Genomic DNA, 20000 nt, shown 5'->3' with positions numbered 1-20000 from the left:
TCATGCTGCTTTCCTATCTTCTCAATCTCGGGTACGCGTGTGCGGCCCTCGCGCTCACGACGATAGGCCTGGCCATCGTGTTCGGCCTGCTGGGCGTGCTGAACATGGCGCATGGCGAGTTCATCATGCTCGGCGCGTACTCGGTTGTCGTCGTGCAGCGTCTCGGGTTACCTGCCTTGCTTGCCATACCTTTGGCGATCGTCGTATGCGCCGCCGTCGGATGGATCGTCGAACGCCTGCTGGTGCGTCCTTTGTACCAGCGGCCATTCGATACCTTGCTCGCCACCTGGGGCGTTTCGATCCTGCTGCGCGAAGGCGTGGTCGCATTGTTCGGAAAGGGTTACCAGGACGTGGCCGGTGTGGATGGCGCATCGATCGATGTCTTGGGCACGCCGTATCCGGCATTCCGGCTCGCGATGATGTTCGCGGTGGGCCTCGCATTCGCCGGGCTCGCGGCATGGTACAGCCGCAGCCAGACGGGCGCGCGGATCCGAGGCATGGTCGCGAATCCCCTTCTTGCGAAGGCGGCCGGCATCAACACGACGCGACTGGCCAGCGGCACTTTCATCACGGGTGTGGTGCTAGCCGGACTGGCGGGGGTGCTGCTCGCACCGATCGTGCGGGTCGAGCCGTACATGGGCCTCGACTATCTGCTCAATTCGTTTTTCGTGCTCGTCGTCGGTGGCCTGGGCAGCTTGCTCGGTCTCGCGGTAGGCACGTTCGTCATCGGCGGAACGCAGGTCGCGGTGTCGAGTTTCATCGATCAGACGTCGGGTTATACGGCTGTTCTGATCCTGTCCATCTATTTCTTGTGGAGTCGCCCAAATGGCCTCGTCTCGCGCCGTTGAAACGGCCCTCCAGGTTGCCACGGCGGCGATTCTTCTGAGCTTGCCGCTGTGGGCCGGCGACTACAGCGCAAACCAGATCGGGCTGCTGTTGCTGTATGGAATGGCGACGCAAAGCGTTGCCTTGTGCTGGGGGAATTCGGGTTTCTTGCCGCTCGGCCAAAGCCTGTTCTTCGGGCTGGGCGCGTATGTCAGCGCGTTTGTATTGCGCTCCGCGGGCGCGGCCGGCGGCGAATGGCAGATCATTCTGCTTCCGCTTGCCATAGCGGCGCCGGCGGCGCTGGCCTATGCGATCGGATTCATCGTCTTTTCGCGCCGGATCGACAGCGGGCCGTTTTTTTCGTTGATTACTCTCGCGTTGTGCATGTTGGGGTTTCTGCTGGCCAATCAATGGAGCAGCGTGACCGGCGGTTTCAACGGGCTCACCGATATCCCCGATCTGCCGATGACCGACCGGTATGGAAATCTGTATTACGTGATCGCAGCGGCTGCGGTCGGGGTCACGGCACTGATCACTTGGCTGAACCGCAGACCGATCGGGACGCTCTGGGCAGCGATTTCGGAGAATGAAGATCGCCTCCAGTTTTTTGGATTTGCGACGCACAAGCTGAAGGCGGCCGCTTTCGGCCTCTCGGGCGCGATCGCGGGTTTGGGCGGCGCCCTGTATGCGCCGCACGAGGGTCTGGTCGGTCCGCAGGCGGTCGGCGTGGCATTGTCGGCGCAGTTCGTCATCTGGGCGGCCGTCGGCGGAAAGCGCAGTCCATTGGGCGCGCAACTCGGCGCCGTCGTGATCGGGCTGCTCGCCGCGACGTGGCGTGACCTGTTCACCTATTGGGAAGTGCTGGTCGCGCTGATTTTCATCGGTGTGGTGCGGCTATTTCCCGATGGCCTGGCCGGCGCGGCGGCCGCGCTTGCGCGCATGGCCGGTCTGCGCGTCGCGAGCCCCATTCCGGAGAAACGGATCGATGCGCACGACATCGCGACGATCGACCTGCGACCGGCTCAATCCACGCTGCTCAGTTTCAGGAAGGTGGAAGTCAGCCAGGGCGGCGTCAACATCCTCAACGGGCTTGATCTCGAGGTGGGAGCAGGGGGCGTCAATTGTTTCATTGGTCCCAACGGCGCCGGGAAGACGTCGACGTTCAACGCAATGACGGGCCGCTTGCCGGTTCGTTCCGGTGAAATCCACTTTCGCGGGGCCGAGATTTCGTCCTCGCCGGCGTGGCAGGTCGCCCGACTGGGCGTCGGCCGCAAGTTCCAGATTCCGTCGGTTTTTGCGCAGTTGTCCGTCAACGAGAATCTTCAGATCGCGCTGTGGGCGAACCGGATCCGTCCTCGAGAGATGGTGGCCGCGGCGCCGCTGCATTGGAATTCGCTTCAACGCGTTCGCACACTCGAAAAATTCGGATTTCTCGAATCGAATATGGCCGTTCGTGCGGGGGATCTTTCTCAAGGGATGCGCCAGATGCTGGAGTTCGCGATGGTGGCGATCACCGAGCCGCGTCTTATGCTGCTCGACGAACCGTGCGCCGGTCTCTCGGCGCACGAAACCCGTCACATGATGGACGCGATCACGTCGACCGTAAGCGAACTGGACGCGTCGGCCATCGTGATCGAGCACGACATGAGCGCACTCGAAAAGATCGCCGACAACGTGGTGGTCCTGCATCAAGGCAGAAGCCTCGCGGTCGGATCTTTGGCACAGGTCAAGATGTCGGAAGACGTCAAGGCCGTCTACTCGGGAGGAAGAAAGTGAGCGAGCGCCGGGGAGAAGCCATGCTGAGGTTTTCGTCGATCGTCGCGGGCTACGGCGACACGATGGTGCTCAAGGGGATCAGCGGCGAGGTGGCCGCAGGTAGCGTACTGGGCGTATTCGGCCGCAACGGCGTGGGCAAGTCGACGCTCATGCGCGCTTTGGCCGGCGTCATCCAGCCCGCGTCCGGTACGGTCACCGTCAACGGCAGCGAAGTGGGCAAAGTGCCGTCGCATCAACGGCGACGTTTGGGAATGAGCTATGCGCCGCAGGAGCGGGTCGTCTTCGACAATTTGAGCGTCGCGGACAACCTGACACTCGGATTCAAGACCCGAAGCCTGGACGCATACGACGATCTCCTCCGGATTTTCCCGCGGCTGAAGGAACGCTTGTTCCAACCGGCCGGGAAGTTGAGCGGTGGTGAAAAAAAGTTACTTTCCTTCGCCAGGGTCATCGCAGAGCGTTCGCCTCTCACGCTGATCGACGAGCCGTCGGAAGGTGTTCAGCAGGAGAATCTGGAGCGGATGGCGTCGGTCATCCGGTCTCGAATCGCGGACGGAGCGGCGTTCGTGGTCGTCGAACAGAATCTGACGTTTCTCACGTCGATCGCCGACCATTTCATCGGTCTGGATCATGGAGAGGTCGTGCTGTCGGGCGACTCGATCGATATGTCTCGCGACCGGCTCGAAGCGGTGTTGGCAGTCTAGTCTCCCGTATCGGGCGATTCGTCTCATCGTGCGTACGTGGCCGTCGACCGCGCCGTTCAATCGTCACGACGGCGCGGTCGTGACGGCCGCGGCGACGCAGGCAGCAAGCTCCGCGCGGTTGGAGAATCCCTTCTTGTCCATGATCCGCCGCAAATGGGTGCGCACGGTCGACAGGCTGATGCAGAGAAGACGGCCGATATCCTGATCGGTACAACCCTTTGCGACCAGCTGCGCGATCTCGCTCTCACGGTCCGTGAGTCCCGTTGCGCTGCCTGCCCGACGTTTGATCGCGCGGCAAAGGAACGGTTCGATCGCATCGAGCACGAGTTTGTCGCGCATCTCGAACTCAGGCCGATTCCTCGTTCGCCAGATTCTCAGATCGCTGAGCTGGCGTTCGCCGTCGAAGACAAACACGTTGATCCCGTGATGCAAACCGTCCTGCGCGAGAAACTCGTTGTAGAACTCGCTTTTCTCCAGTGCAGGCCGGTCCATCACTTCCTCCACCAACGTGGCCCTGCGCAGCTTGCAGAGTTGCGCCGTCATCGGGTCATTGTGCTGGTACCAGCTCGTATAACGACGCACGTGATCCGAATCGACGTTGACCGCAATCGGGTCGACATAGGTTCCTTTTTCGGCATCCCAGTTGTAGGAGACGCAGAAATCGGATCGCAGCAGCCGGGTCAAGTCTGACAAAACGACGCGCCTGACATCCACGATCGGTCCGAGCTCTTCGAGCCGTCCGATGATGTCGCCGAAAAGTCGGAGTTCGTCGAGCGTGAGATCGTGAACTTGTGGCTTCAAGGGTGCCTCATCGGTGGGAAGAATCAGGAGACAGCATGCGTGACAGCCTTGAAAGACTGGTTCGCATTACACACCAAGCATAGCAGCGCAAAAAATCCTGATCAGCAACGAACTTCGCTGCCTCTGTCCGTCCGTTGTATTCATGCCGCAGTCAGGTGCACTGCCTATTGCGGATCGGATGGGACGCTCGCGCGGGGCCTGAATTTCGTGAGCGCAGGCTCAGTCCGGAATGTCCCTGTCGACATTTCTAACGATGGGGCTCAAAAAACGCGGCTCATAGAGTAGACGCACAGTGGGAAGCGGACGTGCTGAGCCTGTTCGTTGTAGAGGCGAGCTGGAGAATTACCCGGAGACGCCTGCCCATTGACCAAACGATTCCGACGCATTTCCGGCGGGACGTTTTCCTCAGTCATTTCGTCAACGAAAACTACGCCATAAAATTAGGAAAGCGATATGAATACGGTCATCAAGCGAAGCATGGTGGTGTGCGCCGCGGTTGGGTGTGGCGTGGCACATGCGCAGTCGTCAGTGACGCTGTACGGGCTGGTGGATGCCGGCATCACGTACACGAACAATGCGAAATCGAGCACGGGACATGGTGCGCTCGTGCAGTTTACGTCTGGGTCCTCGCAGGGAGATCGTTGGGGGCTGACGGGTAAAGAGGATCTGGGTGGCGGGCTTAAGGCGATCTTCACGCTCGAAAGCGGTTTTCAACTTTCCAACGGCGCGTTGGCGCAGAGCGGGCTGTTGTTCAATCGCGCAGCCTTCGTCGGCCTTGACGGGCGCTTCGGCACGCTGACGCTCGGGCGGCAATACGACTTCATCGGTGATATTTTCCCGGCATACTCGATTGCGGGCAACACGGCGGCGGGTATTTTGGGCTGGGGAATCCCGGCGTATGCGGCTGGCGGGTATACGCTCGATAACCGACTGTGGGGCGACAACATCAATAACTCGGTGAAGTATCTGTCGCCCACGATTTCGGGTTTCAGTGTCGGCGCCATGTATGGTTTCGGCAATGTCGCCGGCTCGTTGGGCACCAACAGTTCGATGAATTTTCTGCTGAACTACAGCCAAGGCGGGCTTGCCGCATCGCTGTCGTATTTCAAGCAGCATAACGCGACGACTTCCGCGAATTTGACCGAGTACGCCGGTGGCGCAACTTACAGCCTGGGGAAAGCCCAGATATTCGGCGTAGTGACCGATGTCCAGCTGAGCAGCGGGACCCAGGCTCGGGCGCTGACCTATGACGGCGGCATGACATACTTTGTCAGGCCCGATATTTCGCTCGGAGCAGGGTTCCAGTTTCAACAGCGTAACAACGGGGTTGGCAGCGCGAATCAGATAACCATCGGTGCGGACTACTTCATTTCCAAGCGAACGGACGTTTATTTCGTTGGCGCGCTCGCGCACGATCATGCACACGGCGCTCAAATCGAGGCTGCGCTCGGATCGCCGTCCAGCACGAGTTTTCAGACCGCAGCGCGGATCGGCATTCGGCACAAGTTCTGACGGTTGCGGGCCGAGAACGATGGCGAACAGCGTGGGGCGCCGACTGGGATGTCGTGTGGCGGCTGATCGAACTCGGTGCCCGCACCGATACGCCCAAGGCAGCGGTCGGGCTGGTCGGGATATTCAAGATTCCCCGCGCCACCGTGCCGGACAGCCCGATATACCCCTTCAAAGTGAAGGTATGGTTGGTCTCGATGGCGCGCCAGGACGTGGCACTCATACAGCTTCTCGCAGGCCAGCGTCGGCCCGAAATCGGCGTAGCGATCACGGATGATCGACAGTGCCCGATCGGCCAGATCAGCGTCCAGCCGCCGATTACCGGGACGCCACGCTTGCGCGAAGCCAGTCCGGGCGGGCCAGCAGCCCGATACCGGGCGACCAGCCGTTCAATCTGCCGTCGACTGATCCCGAGCCGCTCCGCGGCCCGCCAAGGCATCAGACGCTGCTCGATCACAGCTTCCACGACCTTCAGACGATCCAGCTCCCGCATGCTCATGGTGATCAGTCTAGGTTGGCCCACGATGCGCTCCGGCAGTTCGAACCGCCGCCAGCATGCGCCGAAACCCTCGAGCTACGACATTTCAACTTTGCCCAGATGCGACATTACAACTTTGCTCTTACAACAATGTCATACCCGGATTCAGATGTCGTAGCGCCAGCTAAATTCAGATGTCGCATGTTTCATCGGCCTTTCCATCATTGAACGTTGAAGCGCCGAGTCTGAAGCAGCAGGGCGCTGACGTTCACCCGCGGGCCTTCGCAGACCGCCGCTCAGTTTCTGCTTTTGACGCAACTTCCAGAATCGCCGTTTCCATGTCAGCCACCGTGAACCGGCGGGGTTTCTTCGTGCCGGGTTGCGCTTCATTTGCCCGCACCGGCAGCCCGCGATGCGTTCGCGACGGCGCGGTGCCGATCCGCCGGCTGTCGCGCTGCGCCTGAAACGCTTGCGCCACCTGCAACGCGTGACTCAGCCGCTTGTGGTCCACGATTGCGCCTTGGTCGACCTCAGCCAGCCGGTCATAGGACTGAGCTGCCAGTATCTGACCGGCTGCTCGGATTTCAATCCGACCATCCGGGTACTCCCACACCTCGACGTCGCGATGTATCCACGCTCGATTCCCTGGCGTATCGTCCAGCAGGTACAGCACCCGGTCGTACTGCACCGTCAACGCCTTCGTCACCCGGCGTGTCTCACGCCAGGTCAGCAGCCGGTCCAGATCCTCGTCGGATCGCAGCGGCCGATGCGCATCAAAGCCGCTGCGCGGCGGCTTCGCGAAGCGCGCGTTATACGTGGCGATGAAGGAGGGCGCATAAGCGTTGGCATCCGCTACCGTGTTGATGCCGCGCAGTCGCATCTCCTTGACCAGCCGATCCTGCAGCGTCAGGTGGGCCCGCTCGACGCGCCCCTTGGCCGAGCTGCTGTTCGCACAGAACGTGTCGATGTTCAGTTCGTACATCGCCCGGCCGAAGTGCGTCACGCTCTGGCCGGTCTTGCTGGCGCTCGTATTGCGGAACACGCTGTACTTGTCGCTGTAGAACGCCACCGGCTTGCCGTAGCGCTCCAGATACATTCGCGTGGCCTCGAAGTAGCTGAACGTCGATTCGGTCTGCGTGAAGTGCAGCACCATCAGCCGGCTCGTCGCGTCGTCCACGTACACCAGCAGCGTGCAGGCCGGCGCTCGTTCCTCGAACCACCGATGATCGCAGCCGTCGATCTGGATCAGTTCACCCAGACACGCCCGGCGCGCTCGCGGCTGGTAGACCTTCGGCGGACGCTGCCGGCGCGGAATCCACAAACCTGCGTCTGTCATCAGCTTCCTGACCGTCTCCTTGGCCAGCCGAATGCCGTGACACTCCCAGAGCTTCTCGCAGGCCAGCGTCGGCCCAAAATCGGCGTAGCGCTCTCGAATAATGGTCAAGGCGCGTAACGCGAGCCCGTCGTCGAGCTTGCGGTTGCCTGGCCGGCCACGACGGCCCGAAGCGACGCCGCCAGGTCCGTGCTCGCGATACCGGATGACCAGCCGTTCTACCTGGCGCACGCTCAGGCCCAGCCGTTCGGCTGCACGCCCGGGCTTCAAACCCATATCCACCACGGCCTGGATCACCTTGAGTCGATCAAGCTCTCGCATCGTCAGTGTCACCATGTCACCAATCCGGCTGGCTGCATGGTCGGCTCCCGCGCTTGCTCAACGAGCCGTCCAGCATGCCAGCAGTCAAAAACACGACATCTGTAAATAGCCAGAACACGACATTAGGATATGGCTGCCACACGATTTGACGTTGATAACACGCATTATGTCAATTTACATCGACATAAGTACCGTCCGCACGCAGTCTGCGGCCCTACGGTCCGCCAAGGCTCGAACATCGCCGTGAGCGATCAGCAAGATCCCCCGAATCACCTCCCGTAGTTGTCATGCGATCCTCGCTCGCCGACGCCCATCGACATTTAATGACTCCACGTCACAACCAGAAGATATCAAAAGCATAAAAAATTGATTTTACGGCACGCGGATCATCAACAATCGAAATCAATATTCAATAAAAAATGATCTCGACCATCCACTTAACTCGAGATCTCATCGCCCGCACTCCTTACAATCCTGCCACGACGATAAAGCCGCAAAGCGTCGCGGTGACACGCCGTAGAGACATCGCCCCGTTATCGCCATCGACACGATCATTTCAAATTCCTCACCAAATCCCGACTTGATTAACGGCAACGATATGAAAAATTAATAACAAAGAAAATATCTTGTAATTATAAAAATCACCTCCTAGCATCCCCCTGCTGTTCGCGACATGTCTTGTTTAAAAGTCATCACTTGATGCATTCCTCGAACAAACCCACTCATAACCTGGGGAATTACATGAAGAAACTGTCTCGACTGCTGCCCATCACCGCGATTACCGTCGCGAGTCTCAGCGCTTTTGCGCAGGCCGGCGACCAGCCGGCCGCGGTCGACAAGGCGCTGCAACTGATCCAGCAGAACCCGACCACCTTCAGCGTGGCGGCCAGCGGCGCGGCACGCACGTTGAAGTTCGCCGGACCGCAAGCAGGCGCCCCAACCGACGGCGACCAGTTCCAGGTGCGTGACGTGATCGTCGATCCCGACGGCACCGAGCACGTGCGCTTCGATCGCTTCCACGCGGGCCTGCCCGTGATCGGCGGCGACGTGGTCGTCCATTCGCGCAACGGGCAGTTGAAGCAGGCAAGCGTGACGCAGCTCGCACCGATCAATCTCGCCGGCACGATCGGCAAGGTCGGCAACCGCGCCGTGGTACGCAACGCACCCGACGTAGGCGCGACGCGGGCCAGACACATCGCGGCCGCGCGCTTCAACTCCGACGTGCGCCGCGTCGATGACCCGGAACTCGTCGTGTTCGCCCGCGACGTCACGCCGACGCTGGCCTATGCGGTACGCGTCTACGGCAAGTCGACCGACACGCACGGCGACGCCGTGCTGTACTACGTCGACGCCCGCACCGGCGCCGTGCTCGACGCACAGGACCTGATCAAGACCGCCGCCGCGACCGGCACCGGCCGTTCGCTGTACTACGGCAACCTGACGCTCACGACGGACCAGACCGGCACGAACGCATACCGGATGCTCGATCCGGGCCGCGGCGGCGGCTCGGTCTACGATGGCCGCGGCCTGAGTTCGGACGAGGTCGAGCAAGCGACCGACCTGCCGATCTTCACGAGCAGCACGAACGTGTGGGGCAACAACACGACCACCGACCGGCAGACGGTTGCGGCAGACATCGACTACGGGCTCGCGTTGACTTGGGACTACTACAAGACCGCGCACAATCGCAACGGCATCTTCAACGACGGTCGCGGCGTGAGAAGCTACGCTCACGTGGTGTTCAATACCGGCAGCGGCACGACCGGCGCGAACGCGGCATGGCTGTCGTCGCGCGTGATGGCGTACGGCGACGGCGAACCGGGCACGCGCCTGCCGAAACCCGTGGTGTCGGTCGACGTCGCCGGGCACGAGATGAGTCATGGCGTGACCGAAGCCACCGCCAACCTGAACTATTCGGGCGACGCGGGCGGCCTGAACGAGGCGACGTCCGACATTTTCGGCACGCTCGTGAAGTTCTACGCGAACAACCCCAACGATCCCGGCAACTACGTGATCGGCGCGCGCGTGGTGAGCGGCGGCCTGCGCAAGATGTACAAGCAGGATCTCGACGGCCGGTCGTTCAGCTGCTACCCGTCGGGCGGCTTCTCGTGGTCGAATCCGCGCCACGATCCGCACTTCACGTCGGGGGTTGGCAACCGCTTCTTCTACCTGCTGTCGGAAGGGCCGTCGGTGCCGTCGACCGACACCGGCCTGTCGAGAGCGCAACTGGTCTGCAACGGCGACACGACGTTCAGCGGGCTGGGTCGCGACAAGGCCGGCAAGATCTGGTACCGGACGCTCACCGTGTACCTGAACGCCAACTCGAGCTACCCGAACGCCCGGCGTGCGTCGATCCAGGCGGCGAACGACCTGTACGGCGCGAACTCGGCCGAAAGCGCGACGGTCGCGCGCGCATGGAGTGCTGTCGGGGTGAATTGACGGCGCTTGCGGATCCGTCGAACGCCAGAGGCCGCGTGATGGTGCTTCGCTTCGGAGGAAAGCGATTCGGTCGTGGTCACGCGGCGCTCGGATAAATGACGGGAACGTGCCGACCGACCGCCTGCGCATGCAGGCGGTCGGTGGACTGTGTGTTCTTGCCGTCAGACGCCCGCCCCCGGGACCGCGCATGCTCCAGGCTCCGGGAGATTCCTTCGTCAACGGTCCGCCGCCAGGCCTATGTCTTCCGACGCAATCAGCTTCGCCCCTAACCGGCAAGCGCTTTCCGCTTCAGCGCATCACTCGCCGCCACCGTCGGATTGAACGACGTATCCCACAACGGCGCGACACGCGCCGGCCCGTCCAGCACACCGATGCGCGCAAACACGTCCGCGACCTGCTGGTGCTGCGCGACCACGTCGGGCGTCACCGGCAGCAGCGCGTAGTCTTCGCTGCGCTGGTCGAACATCGCGACGAGATCGGCAACCGGCACACGCGTCTCATGATTCTGCGCGATAGCGTAGTCGCGAAAATGCCCGTTCGCCCACGCATACGCACGCCGGAACCGCAGCAGCAAATCACCGGTCGCCGCGCGGCGACGCGCATCGTCGAGCGTGCGCGGATTCGCATACACCGGGAAATTGCCCGACAGATAACCCTTTCCCGTCTTGAGCACGCGGGCGCCGTAGCGGTTGCGCGCGAGCTGGCCGTTGTAGCCGTAAATCGCCCATGCGTCGATGTCGCCGCGATCGTACGCGGACAACCCGTCGGTCGGCGACAGGTTGATCGGCTGGATGTCGTCGAAGCTGAGGCCGGCTTCCGCCAGTTGTCGATACAGGAAATAGTGCGACGTCGTCGCGCGCACGTAGCCGACGCGCTTGCCCTTCAGATCCGCGATGCTGCGGATCGGCGTGTCCTTGCGCGCGAGCGTGACCTGGTTGTTCAGGTCTTCGCGCACGCGCGAGATGAATCTCACATTGGCTTTCTGGCGCGCGGCGAACACGGCGGGAATTTCGCTACCCGAACCGATATCGAGTGCATCCGCATTGAGCGCCTCGATGTGCAGCACGCCGTTGTTCAACTCGCGCCAGTCGATCCGGTATGGCGTGTTGTCGAGCCCGGCCGCATGCAGCAGCGCGCGCCAGCCGCCCTTGTAGGTCGCGACGCGCAACGTCGTGCCGGCGAGATCGGCATCGGCGTCCGGCACGGCAAACGCAGCCAATGGATGCGCCGCGACTGCGGCGCCGGCTAGCAGCAGGCGGCGACGTACCGCCGACATTGACGACATCGGATGCTCCTGGCGATCGGATGGAACCGGATGGAAAGCGAAACCGCCGCGTCAATGCAGCGCCGGAAAGCCGTGGCGTTCGGCCAGCAATTCGAGAATGCGGCGCGCGTCGGCGACGAAGCGCACGTCGCCGAGCGTCTGCGCGTCGTCCGGCGCGGGCTGGTCGCGGCCCAGCACGAGCACCGGCAGGCCCTGGTGCGCGTCGTCGAGCGCGTCGATCACAGCGGGCCGCGGCCGCTCGAAACCGACGCGCTTCACGTCGATACGCTTGGCGAGATCGGGCGCGCTCGCGAGCAGCCCTTCGATCGGCAGTCCATGCGGGCAGACGAAGCGCTGGCCCGGATGCTTCGGATCGGCAAAGCCCGGTGCCAGCAGAAACAGTACATCTCGACTCATGTCAAACGGCTCCTTTCTCGTTGATTGCCCCGGTCGGGAAGCGCGCGCACCCGCGCGCCCTGCTGTTCCCGACGCATGCCGGCCAGCGGCCGGATGTCAGACTCTACCGTCGCGCTTCGCCCGGCCCTACCAACGTTTTGCGGAATCGATATGCGAACGCGCATAGCGCATCGGCCCGTCGTCGCCTAGCGGGCCGTTGCGTAAACGCATCGTCATGCGAACGACGTGTACTACGCACATCGAACGATTTCATCGATCGATATGACCGCCTCAACGGGTTTCCGGCGAACGACGTTCGCTGTCCGCACGATGCGTTCGCCGCAGCAGGCGTGCCGGACGCAATCGCAGCACACCTGCCGGGCCGGCGGCAATGCACATTACAAATCGGCCGCTCAGCGATTTACAAACCACGGATCGGCCGTTCATCGGCGCGTCCGTCGTCAATAGCATCGTGATCCTCGCAAACGTACTGATAAAAACAGAGGTTGGTCATGATCAAAAAAACGGTGGTACTGGGTTTGGTTTCGATCGGTTCGGTCGGCGCGCATGCGCAGAGTTCGGTAACGTTGTACGGGGTGGTCGACGCCGGCATCGCGTATACGAACAACCAGGGCGGCGCGAGCAACATCCAGCAGACGAGCGGCAAGCTGAGCGGCAGCCGCTGGGGCCTCAAAGGCGCGGAGGATCTCGGCGGCGGCCTGCAGGCGGTCTTCACGCTGGAAAGCGGGTTCCGGCCGAGCGACGGCGGGCTCGGCCAGGGCGGCCGGCTGTTCGGCCGGTCCGCGTACGTGGGCCTCGGCAAGAAAGGGCTCGGCACGTTGACGTTCGGCCGTCAGTACGAGCCGATCACCGATCTCGTCGCGCCGTACTCGGGGGCGGGGTTCTGGTCTCCGGCCACGCACGTGGGCGACAACGACAACCTGAACCAGAGCTTCCGGCTGAACAACGCGGTGAAGTTCCGCAGCGACACGATCGCCGGCTTCACGGCCGACCTGCTCTACGCATTCAGCAACCAGGCCAATGGCGGCGCGGGCACCGGATTCTCGAACAACAACGCGTGGGGCGCATCGGCGAACTACGTGAACGGCCCGCTGTCGATCGGCGGCGGCTATGTGCGGTTCAATCATCCGAATGCGGCGTCGAATACGAGCGGCGCGGTGGGCGGCGCGACCTCGACCACCGGCAACGACTACAGCGGCGCGTTCTTCTACGGGCTGAACGGCGGTGTACTGAAGCAGCAGATCGGCGCGGCAGGCGCGAACTACGTGCTCGGCCGCGCGACGCTCGGCTTCGCGTGGAGCCACACGCAGCTCGATTATCTCGACGGTTCGTCGCGCAAGTTCAACAACTACGACGTGAATGCGCGCTACCAGCTCACGCCGGCGGCGACGCTGATCGGGGTCTATACGTTCACCGACGGGCGCGCGAGCGGCCTGCCGGGCACGAGCGGCCAGACGCTGAAGCCGCGCTGGCATCAGTTCACGCTCGGGTTCGACTATGCGTTGTCGAAGCGCACCGATATCTACGTGTCGGGCATCTACCAGCTCGCGGCCGGCGATGCGAGCACCTCGACGCCGGGCGGCTATCGCAAGATCGCGGCGATCTCGAACATCGGCAGCGCGTCGTCGACGAACCGCCAGCTCGCGTTCGTCAGCGGGCTGCGCGTGAAGTTCTGACGGCACGCACACCGGGCGTCGCGCAACGGGCACGATAAGCAAAGCGGGAATCGTTGTTTGCCGCGCCGCGCCCGGTTGCCGAGAATGATCGTTTCCCCGCGCGCGACATGCGTTCGACCATGACCGATTCCCGTTTTCCTCCCCGATCGCCGCGCAGCGGCCGGCGCGCGGCGCTGCGCCAGCTCGCCGGCGGCTGGGCGGCCGCGATGCTGCCCGCCAGCGGCGCGCTCGCGAGCCAGCCGCTCGACGTACCGCCGTGGACGCGCACGCCCGGCGCACCGCTGCTGTCGCCACCGTACGGCCTGCCGGCGGAGCACGAACGCGACGTGATCCGTCGCAGCGCCCGTACCCCTGCGCTACCCGGTTCCGGCTCGTCGATGACGCCGCTCGCCGACCTGTTCGGCGACATCACGCCGAACGGGCTGGTCTACGAGCGTCATCATGCGGGCGTGCCCGACATCGATGCGCAGCGCCATCGCGTCGTCGTGCACGGCCTCGTGCGCGAGCCGCGCGTCTTCACGCTCGACGACCTGCTGCGCTTTCCGTCCGAATCGCGGATCCACTTCCTCGAGTGCTCGGGCAACACCGGCAGCGAATGGAACGGCCCGAGCGGGCTGCCGGTTCAGTTCACGCATGGGTTGCTGTCGTGCTGCGAATGGACGGGCGTCCGGCTGTCGACGCTGCTCGACGAAACCGGCATCGATCCCGATGCATGCTGGCTGCTCGCCGAAGGCGCGGATGGCGCGGCAATGACGCGCAGCCTGCCGCTCGACCGGCTCCTCGAGCGCGCGCTGGTCGTCTATGCACAGAACGGCGAGCGGCTGCGCCCGGAGAACGGTTACCCGGTGCGGCTGATCGTGCCGGGTTTCGAAGGCAACACGAACATCAAGTGGCTGCGGCGGCTGAAGCTGGTGCGTGCGCCGGAGATGACGCGCGAGGAAACGTCGAAATACACGAATCTGCTGCCCGACGGCTGCGCACGCCAGTTCGTGTTCGAGATGGATGCGAAGTCGGTGATCACACGGCCGTCGGCCGGCCACCGGCTCGCCGCGCACGGCTATTACCCGATCAGCGGCTACGCGTGGTCGGGCCGCGGCCGGATTCGCGCCGTCGACGTGTCGACCGACGGCGGCCGCACGTGGCGGCCCGCCCGGCTCGCCGGCGACGTACGCGACCGCGCGCTGACGCGTTTCGAGGCCGACTGGGTATGGCGCGGCGAGCCGGCCGACCTGCAAAGCCGCGCGACCGACGAGACGGGCTACGTGCAGCCGACCCGCGACGCGCTTGTCGCCGCGCGCGGCCTGAACTCGCAGTACCACTACAACGGCATCCAGAACTGGCGCGTCGGCGCCGACGGCGAGGTGCGCAATGCGTAAGCCGCTCGCTTGCCTGCTGGCGGCCTGCGCGATGACGACGAGCGCGTTCGGTGCCGGTTTCGACCTGGGCCGGCCAATCGATCGCGCGGCGCTCGCCGCGTGGGACATCGACATCGCGCCGGACGGCAGCGGCCTGCCGCCCGGCGCGGGCACGGTCGCACGCGGCGCTCACGTGTTCGCCGAAAAATGCGCGATGTGTCACGGCGCCGGCGGCGAAGGCGGCGTCGGCGATCCGCTCGTCGGCGGCATCGGCTCGCTCGCGAGCACGAAGCCCAGAAAGACCGTCGGCAGCTACTGGCCGTACGCGACGACGCTATTCGACTACATTCGCCGGGCGATGCCGTACAACGCGCCGCAATCGCTGAGCGCGGACGACGTCTATGCGGTCACCGCGTACGTCCTCCACCTGAACGGCATCGTGCCCGGCGACGCCCGGCTCGACGCGCGCACGCTGCCGCGCGTACAGATGCCGAACCGCGACGGCTTCGTGCCCGACCCGAGGCCGGGCAGGCTATGACGCACGCCGCGCCGCTTGCCGCCGCATCGGGCCGCACACCCATGCGCATCGCGTCGCCCCTTTCAGCAAGGACCCCGTAATGAGCGATCCCTCCGTCACCGCCCCGCTTGCGCCGTCGCCGTTCGTCGACGTTCGTTCGCCGGCGGATTTCCCCGACAGCCCCGTATCGCGCACGCTCGCGCAGCCGTTGATGCTCGGGCTGTTCCTGCCGATCCAGGCCGGCGGATGGAGCGCATCGACGCTGCCGCGCTCGACCGACTGGACGTTCGACTACAACGCCGATCTCGTGGCCCGAGCCGAAGCGCTCGGCTTCGATCTCGTGTTCGCGCTGTCGCAATGGTTGCCGAAAGGCGGCTACGGCGGCGTGTTCGACGGCCACGCGCTCGACTCGTTCATGACGCTGGCCGCGCTCACCGCGCGCACCGAGCGGATCATCCTCGTCGCGACGAGCCACGTGCTCTACGGGCCGTGGCATCCGCTGCATTTCGCGAAGTTCACCGCGACGCTCGACCACATCTCGCGCGGGCGCTGGGGCATCAACGTGGTGACCGGCCACCGCGCGATCGAGCACGAGATGTTCGGCTGGAACCGGATCGAACACGACCGGCGCTACGAGATGGCTGCCGAATTCCTCGATGCGGTCCAGCAGTTGTGGGCGCAACCGGATAATTTCAGCTACACGCCCGAACTGTCGAGCTGGCGGCTGGGCGGCGCATTCGTGACACCGAAACCGCGCTACGGCCGCCCGCTGCTCATCAACGCGACGGGTTCCGATGCGGGCATCGCATTCGCCGCGCGCTATTCGGACATCGTGTTCGTCACCAGTCCGGCCGGCCCCGACGCCGAGCGCGCGATCGATGCGCTGCCCGCGCATACCGCACGCGTGAAGGCGGCCGCCGCCGCGCACGGCCGCACGATCCGCACGCTGCTCAATCCGCTCGTGATCTGCCGCGAGACGGCGGCCGAAGCGCGCGCGTACCGCGACGCCATCGTCGCGCATGCGGACGAAGGCAGCTTCCATCGCTTCGACAGCGACGCGCACGCGTGGCGCGGCGGTTTCGAGCAGCGCGCGCAAGCCGCCGCGCGCGCGATCGGCGGCAACATCTCGATCACAGGCTCGCCTGAAGAAGTCGCCGATACCCTCGTGCGGCTGCATCGCGCGGGCATCGACGGCATCCAGTTGAGCTTCTACGACTTCAAGCCCGATCTCGACTTCTTCGGCGAGCGCGTGCTGCCGCTGCTGCGCGAAGCCGGCTTGCGGCGTTGACGTCCGCGGGGCTGCAACCCGGCGCGGCGGCACAGCAGCCGCGCCCGGCGGCCGTCGTCAGAACACGCGCCCTTCGGTCAGGTGCGTCGTCACGCCGTTCAATGCGTAGTCGCCGATCACGCGCGCCTTGTGCAGCAACGGGTTGTGGCTGAAGATCGTGCGCAGATTGCGCCAGTGGCGATCGAAGTTGTGCTCGCGCGCCGTCGCCGATGCCCCGCCCACTTCGAACAGCCGCTCGGCCGCATGCAGCGCAAGCTTGCTGACGATCAGCTGCGTACGCGCGGTCGCGAGCGCGCTGTCGAGCACGAGCGCATCCGCGTCGGCGGCGCCTGCTTCGATCGCGTCGGCGGAGCGGTCGAGCGCGCGTGCGTTTTCTCGTACGAGCGCGTCGATCGCATGGCTATGCGCGGACAGCTCGCCGACGATCTGCTGGATGAAATGATCGTCGCGCGCGGTCGGTGCCGGGCTGTGCAGCGCGGGCCGGCCGTGCGCGAGCACGTAGCGGCGCGCATCGGCCACCACGTTGCGCACGATGCCCGCGCCCGTCGCGACGAGATGAAGCTGCCGCAGCGCGCCGCAATGACGGCCGACGAGCGTCGATCCGTCGCGCGGGACCACTTCGTCCGCGAACACCTGCACGTCGTTCAGCAACAGGCTGCCGCTCGCCGTCATGCGCTGGCCCATCCCGTCCCAGTCGTCGAGCACCTGCAGGCCGTCGCGCGCAACGGGAACGATCACCGCGAGCGCATCGCCCTGCTCGTTCTCCACGTTGATGCGCGCGAAATCGGCGAACGCGGTGCCCGTCGAATAGTATTTGCGGCCCGTCACGCGGTAGCGGTCGCCGTCGCGACGCAGCACGGTCGTGTTCTCGCCCGGGCGCGACGTGCCGCGCTCGGTCGACGCGCCGCCGAAGATCGCACCACTGAGCACGCGCGCGAGCTGCACGTCGTTGAACGCCGTGCGCGGCGACAGCCGCAGCGTCTCGGTCTGGTCGTAGTGGATGCGCAGCGCGTGCGCGAGATTCGAATCGGCGGCCGCCAGCGTCGCGATCGACTCGAACAGGTCGACCAGCGTGCCGCCGAGGCCGCCGCGCTCGACCGGAATCCGCAGCGCGCCCAGTGCCGAGCGCCGGAAGATCGCGAAGCCTTCGAACGGCAGTGCGCGACGCACCTCGCGTTGCGCGGCATCCTGCCCGATGGCAGTCGCGAGATCGGGCAGCGTGGCAAGCGCGTCGCGCAATGCGTCGCGCGGATCGACGGCATCACGGGCAGTCATTCGGCAGGTCCTTGTTCGGGAAGATCGGGGCGTGTCGCGGTAGCGCACGACACGGTGTCCGCAAGTATAGGGACACCCCCGCCACGCGTAAAAAGCCGATTTCAGCTTACGTTATGCCCGCGCCGGGATTGATCGCGCACGGACGCCGTCAGTGCTGAATGCCCCAGCGCCGCACGGTCGCGCGCTCGAGTGTATCGAACACGAGGTTCTCGACCAGCAGCCCGATCACGATGACGGCCGCGAGACCGGCGAACACGCGGTCCGTATACAGCTCGTTGCGGTTCTGGAAGATGTACCAGCCGAGGCCGCCCTGCCCCGCGCTCGCGCCGAACACGAGCTCGGCCGCGATCAGCGTGCGCCACGCGAATGCCCAGCCCACGCGCAGTCCCGACAGGATTGACGGCAGCGCGGCCGGCACGAGAATCAGCGCGATCTGGCGCAGGCCCGTGAGCCCGTAGTTGCGCCCGGCCATCTTCAGCGTGGCGGGCACGCCGACGAAGCCGGTATAGATATTGAGCGCGAGCGGCCACAGCACCGCATGCACGAGCACGAACAGCAGGCTGCCGGTGCCGAGTCCGAACCACAGCAGCGCGATCGGCAGCAACGCGATGGACGGCAGCGGATTGAACATCGACGTGAGCATCGTCAACAGGTCGCGGCCGATGCGCGTGGATACCGCGAGCGACGTCAACGCGAACGCCAGCAGCACGCCCAGCGCATAGCCGCGCAGCAGCACCGACATCGAGATGCCCGTCTTCACGAGCAGTTCGCCCGACTCGATGCCCTGCACGAACGCGGCCAGCGTCGCGCCGAAGGTCGGGACGAGCAGATCGTTCGCGACGATGCGCGCGACGATCTCCCATGCGGCGATCAGCACGAGCGCGATGACGCTGCGGCGAAACCATGCGGCACCGGCGATGCGGCGCAGCAGCGGCGCGGGCGCCGCGCGCTCGGCGTAAGGCAGCGTGTCGGGCGTGCGCGTGTATTCGGCGCGCACGGGCGGCAGCGGCGGCACGGCTGGATCGATCGTATTCATGATGCGGCGTCCTCCGTCGTCGGTACGTGCGGTGCGTCGGTGTCGAACAGCAAGCGATGGATCCGTGCGACGTTGTCGCGGAAGTCGCCCGTATCGACGTTGTCGAGCGAATGCTCGTGACTGTTGAGCTCCGCGCGCACGCGGCCCGGGTGCGGCGACAGCAGCAGAATCCGGTTGCCGACCACGAGCGCCTCCTCGATCGAGTGCGTGACGAACAGCAGCGTGAAGCGGAATTCGTCCCACAGCCGCAGCAGTTCCTCCTGCATCTTGCGGCGCGTGAGCGCATCCAGCGCGGCGAACGGCTCGTCCATCAGCAGCACGCGCGGCTGCATCGCCAGCGCCCGTGCAATCGCGACGCGCTGTTTCATGCCGCCCGACAGCGTATGCGGATAGGCGTCGGCGAACGTGCCAAGGCCGACTTTGTCGAGATAGTGCAGCGCGCGCTCGCGTGCTTCGGCGCGCGACAGCTTCGCGGCGACGCGCAACGGAAACGCGACGTTCTCGACGACCGTTTTCCACGGCGGCAACTGATCGAATTCCTGGAACACGACGATGCGGTCGGGCCCCGGCCCGCGCACCGGCCGGCCGTCGAGCGCGATCGAACCCGAGACGGGCTCGATGAAGCCGGCGATCGCCTTCAGCAGTGTCGACTTCCCGCACCCGGACGGGCCGAGCAGCACGAAGCGGTCGCTGCCGTACACGTCGAAGCTCACCTGATGCGTCGCACGAACGATCCGCGCGCCGCTGCGGTATTCGAGGCTGACCTGGTCGATCGCCAGCAGGCGTTCGCTGTGCGTGCCGGCCTGCGCGGCGTTCGCGGCCGGGCGATCGTCGGCACGCGTATCGGCCACGGCCGGCGCGGCCGGCGACGCGCCGCCACGTGCCGCATACGGCGGCAACCAGGTTCGGGGAGAAGTGGCGTTCACGATCGAATCTCTTGCGGGAAAAGCATCAACATACGGCCGGGCGCCGCGCGGACCAACCAT

Annotated in this window: 16 protein-coding genes and 1 pseudogene; 9 read left to right on the top strand and 8 right to left on the bottom strand. The window is 64.7% G+C overall.

Going from position 1 to position 20000, the window contains the following annotated elements; all coding sequences use genetic code 11:
- Positions 1-2 precede the first annotated feature (2 nt).
- Genes CFB81_RS32045 through CFB81_RS32035 form a run of 3 tightly spaced genes read left to right on the top strand, consistent with a single transcriptional unit; the run spans position 3 to position 3305 of the window.
- Positions 3-848 carry a branched-chain amino acid ABC transporter permease gene (locus CFB81_RS32045; protein ID WP_089437823.1) on the top strand — a complete coding sequence of 282 codons (846 nt, stop codon included), beginning with the start codon at positions 3-5 and terminating at the stop codon, positions 846-848.
- Positions 826-2601 carry an ATP-binding cassette domain-containing protein gene (locus CFB81_RS32040; RefSeq protein WP_089437822.1) on the top strand — a complete coding sequence of 592 codons (1776 nt, stop codon included), beginning with the start codon at positions 826-828 and terminating at the stop codon, positions 2599-2601. Before CFB81_RS32045 ends, CFB81_RS32040 begins: the two co-directional genes overlap by 23 nt.
- A 20-nt stretch (positions 2602-2621) precedes the next feature.
- Positions 2622-3305, top strand: coding sequence for an ABC transporter ATP-binding protein (locus CFB81_RS32035; protein ID WP_089437821.1), 684 nt, complete (start codon positions 2622-2624; stop codon positions 3303-3305).
- Between the two features lie 63 nt (positions 3306-3368).
- On the opposite strand, the gene CFB81_RS32030 is transcribed toward CFB81_RS32035, so the two are convergent.
- Positions 3369-4106, bottom strand: a complete 738-nt coding sequence (locus CFB81_RS32030; protein WP_039350043.1) for a helix-turn-helix transcriptional regulator — start codon at positions 4104-4106, stop codon at positions 3369-3371.
- A gap of 453 nt (positions 4107-4559) precedes the next feature.
- Here CFB81_RS32030 and CFB81_RS32025 point away from each other — a divergent pair, with 453 nt between their 5' ends.
- On the top strand, positions 4560-5618 hold the full coding sequence (locus tag CFB81_RS32025; protein ID WP_084044419.1) for a porin: 1059 nt from the start codon (positions 4560-4562) through the stop codon (positions 5616-5618).
- Positions 5619-5827: 209 nt separating this feature from the next.
- On the opposite strand, the pseudogene CFB81_RS32020 reads toward CFB81_RS32025, so the two are convergent.
- Both CFB81_RS32020 and CFB81_RS32010 read right to left on the bottom strand, forming a co-directional pair.
- Positions 5828-6114 (bottom strand): annotated as a pseudogene (locus CFB81_RS32020) (helix-turn-helix domain-containing protein); the annotation flags it as partial.
- Between the two features lie 247 nt (positions 6115-6361).
- A complete protein-coding gene (locus CFB81_RS32010; protein WP_089437820.1) occupies positions 6362-7762 on the bottom strand; it encodes an ISNCY family transposase in 1401 nt (466 codons plus the stop codon).
- A gap of 726 nt (positions 7763-8488) precedes the next feature.
- Here CFB81_RS32010 and CFB81_RS32005 point away from each other — a divergent pair.
- A complete protein-coding gene (locus CFB81_RS32005; RefSeq protein ID WP_089437819.1) occupies positions 8489-10186 on the top strand; it encodes a M4 family metallopeptidase in 1698 nt (565 codons plus the stop codon).
- A 265-nt stretch (positions 10187-10451) separates the two neighbouring features.
- On the opposite strand, the gene CFB81_RS32000 is transcribed toward CFB81_RS32005, so the two are convergent.
- Positions 10452-11471 (bottom strand): ABC transporter substrate-binding protein, encoded by a 1020-nt coding sequence (locus CFB81_RS32000; RefSeq protein ID WP_089437818.1) that lies wholly within the window; start codon positions 11469-11471, stop codon positions 10452-10454.
- Between the two features lie 51 nt (positions 11472-11522).
- Positions 11523-11867: a DUF3088 domain-containing protein gene (locus CFB81_RS31995; RefSeq protein WP_069616898.1), complete on the bottom strand. Its 345-nt coding sequence runs from the start codon at positions 11865-11867 to the stop codon at positions 11523-11525.
- Between the two features lie 491 nt (positions 11868-12358).
- Between CFB81_RS31995 and CFB81_RS31990 the strand changes: the two genes are divergently transcribed.
- From CFB81_RS31990 to CFB81_RS31975, 4 genes are all read left to right on the top strand, one after another.
- Positions 12359-13543 (top strand): porin, encoded by a 1185-nt coding sequence (locus CFB81_RS31990; protein WP_089437817.1) that lies wholly within the window; start codon positions 12359-12361, stop codon positions 13541-13543.
- A gap of 119 nt (positions 13544-13662) precedes the next feature.
- Complete coding sequence (gene soxC / locus CFB81_RS31985; RefSeq protein ID WP_179236131.1) at positions 13663-14919, top strand: sulfite dehydrogenase; 1257 nt, start codon at positions 13663-13665, stop codon at positions 14917-14919.
- Positions 14912-15436 (top strand): c-type cytochrome, encoded by a 525-nt coding sequence (locus tag CFB81_RS31980; protein WP_069616900.1) that lies wholly within the window; start codon positions 14912-14914, stop codon positions 15434-15436. The genes soxC and CFB81_RS31980 overlap by 8 nt, the downstream gene beginning before the upstream one ends.
- Before the next feature lie 79 nt (positions 15437-15515).
- The gene (locus tag CFB81_RS31975) at positions 15516-16703 is read left to right on the top strand and encodes an LLM class flavin-dependent oxidoreductase (protein ID WP_089437816.1); all 1188 of its coding nucleotides are present in this window, start codon (positions 15516-15518) and stop codon (positions 16701-16703) included.
- A gap of 57 nt (positions 16704-16760) precedes the next feature.
- Here the strand turns inward: CFB81_RS31975 and CFB81_RS31970 are convergent, their stop codons facing one another.
- The 3 genes from CFB81_RS31970 to CFB81_RS31960 form a co-directional block, all read right to left on the bottom strand.
- Positions 16761-17978 carry an acyl-CoA dehydrogenase family protein gene (locus tag CFB81_RS31970; RefSeq protein WP_089437815.1) on the bottom strand — a complete coding sequence of 406 codons (1218 nt, stop codon included), beginning with the start codon at positions 17976-17978 and terminating at the stop codon, positions 16761-16763.
- Between the two features lie 148 nt (positions 17979-18126).
- A complete protein-coding gene (locus CFB81_RS31965) occupies positions 18127-19014 on the bottom strand; it encodes an ABC transporter permease (protein ID WP_089437814.1) in 888 nt (295 codons plus the stop codon).
- Complete coding sequence (locus tag CFB81_RS31960) at positions 19011-20000, bottom strand: ABC transporter ATP-binding protein (protein ID WP_089437813.1); 990 nt, start codon at positions 19998-20000, stop codon at positions 19011-19013. Before CFB81_RS31960 ends, CFB81_RS31965 begins: the two co-directional genes overlap by 4 nt.

Source organism: Burkholderia sp. AU28863, from assembly GCF_002223195.1.
Lineage (GTDB): Bacteria > Pseudomonadota > Gammaproteobacteria > Burkholderiales > Burkholderiaceae > Burkholderia > Burkholderia sola.
Note: the sequence above shows the minus strand (reverse complement) of the source record. Positions and strands in the feature narration are given on the sequence as shown.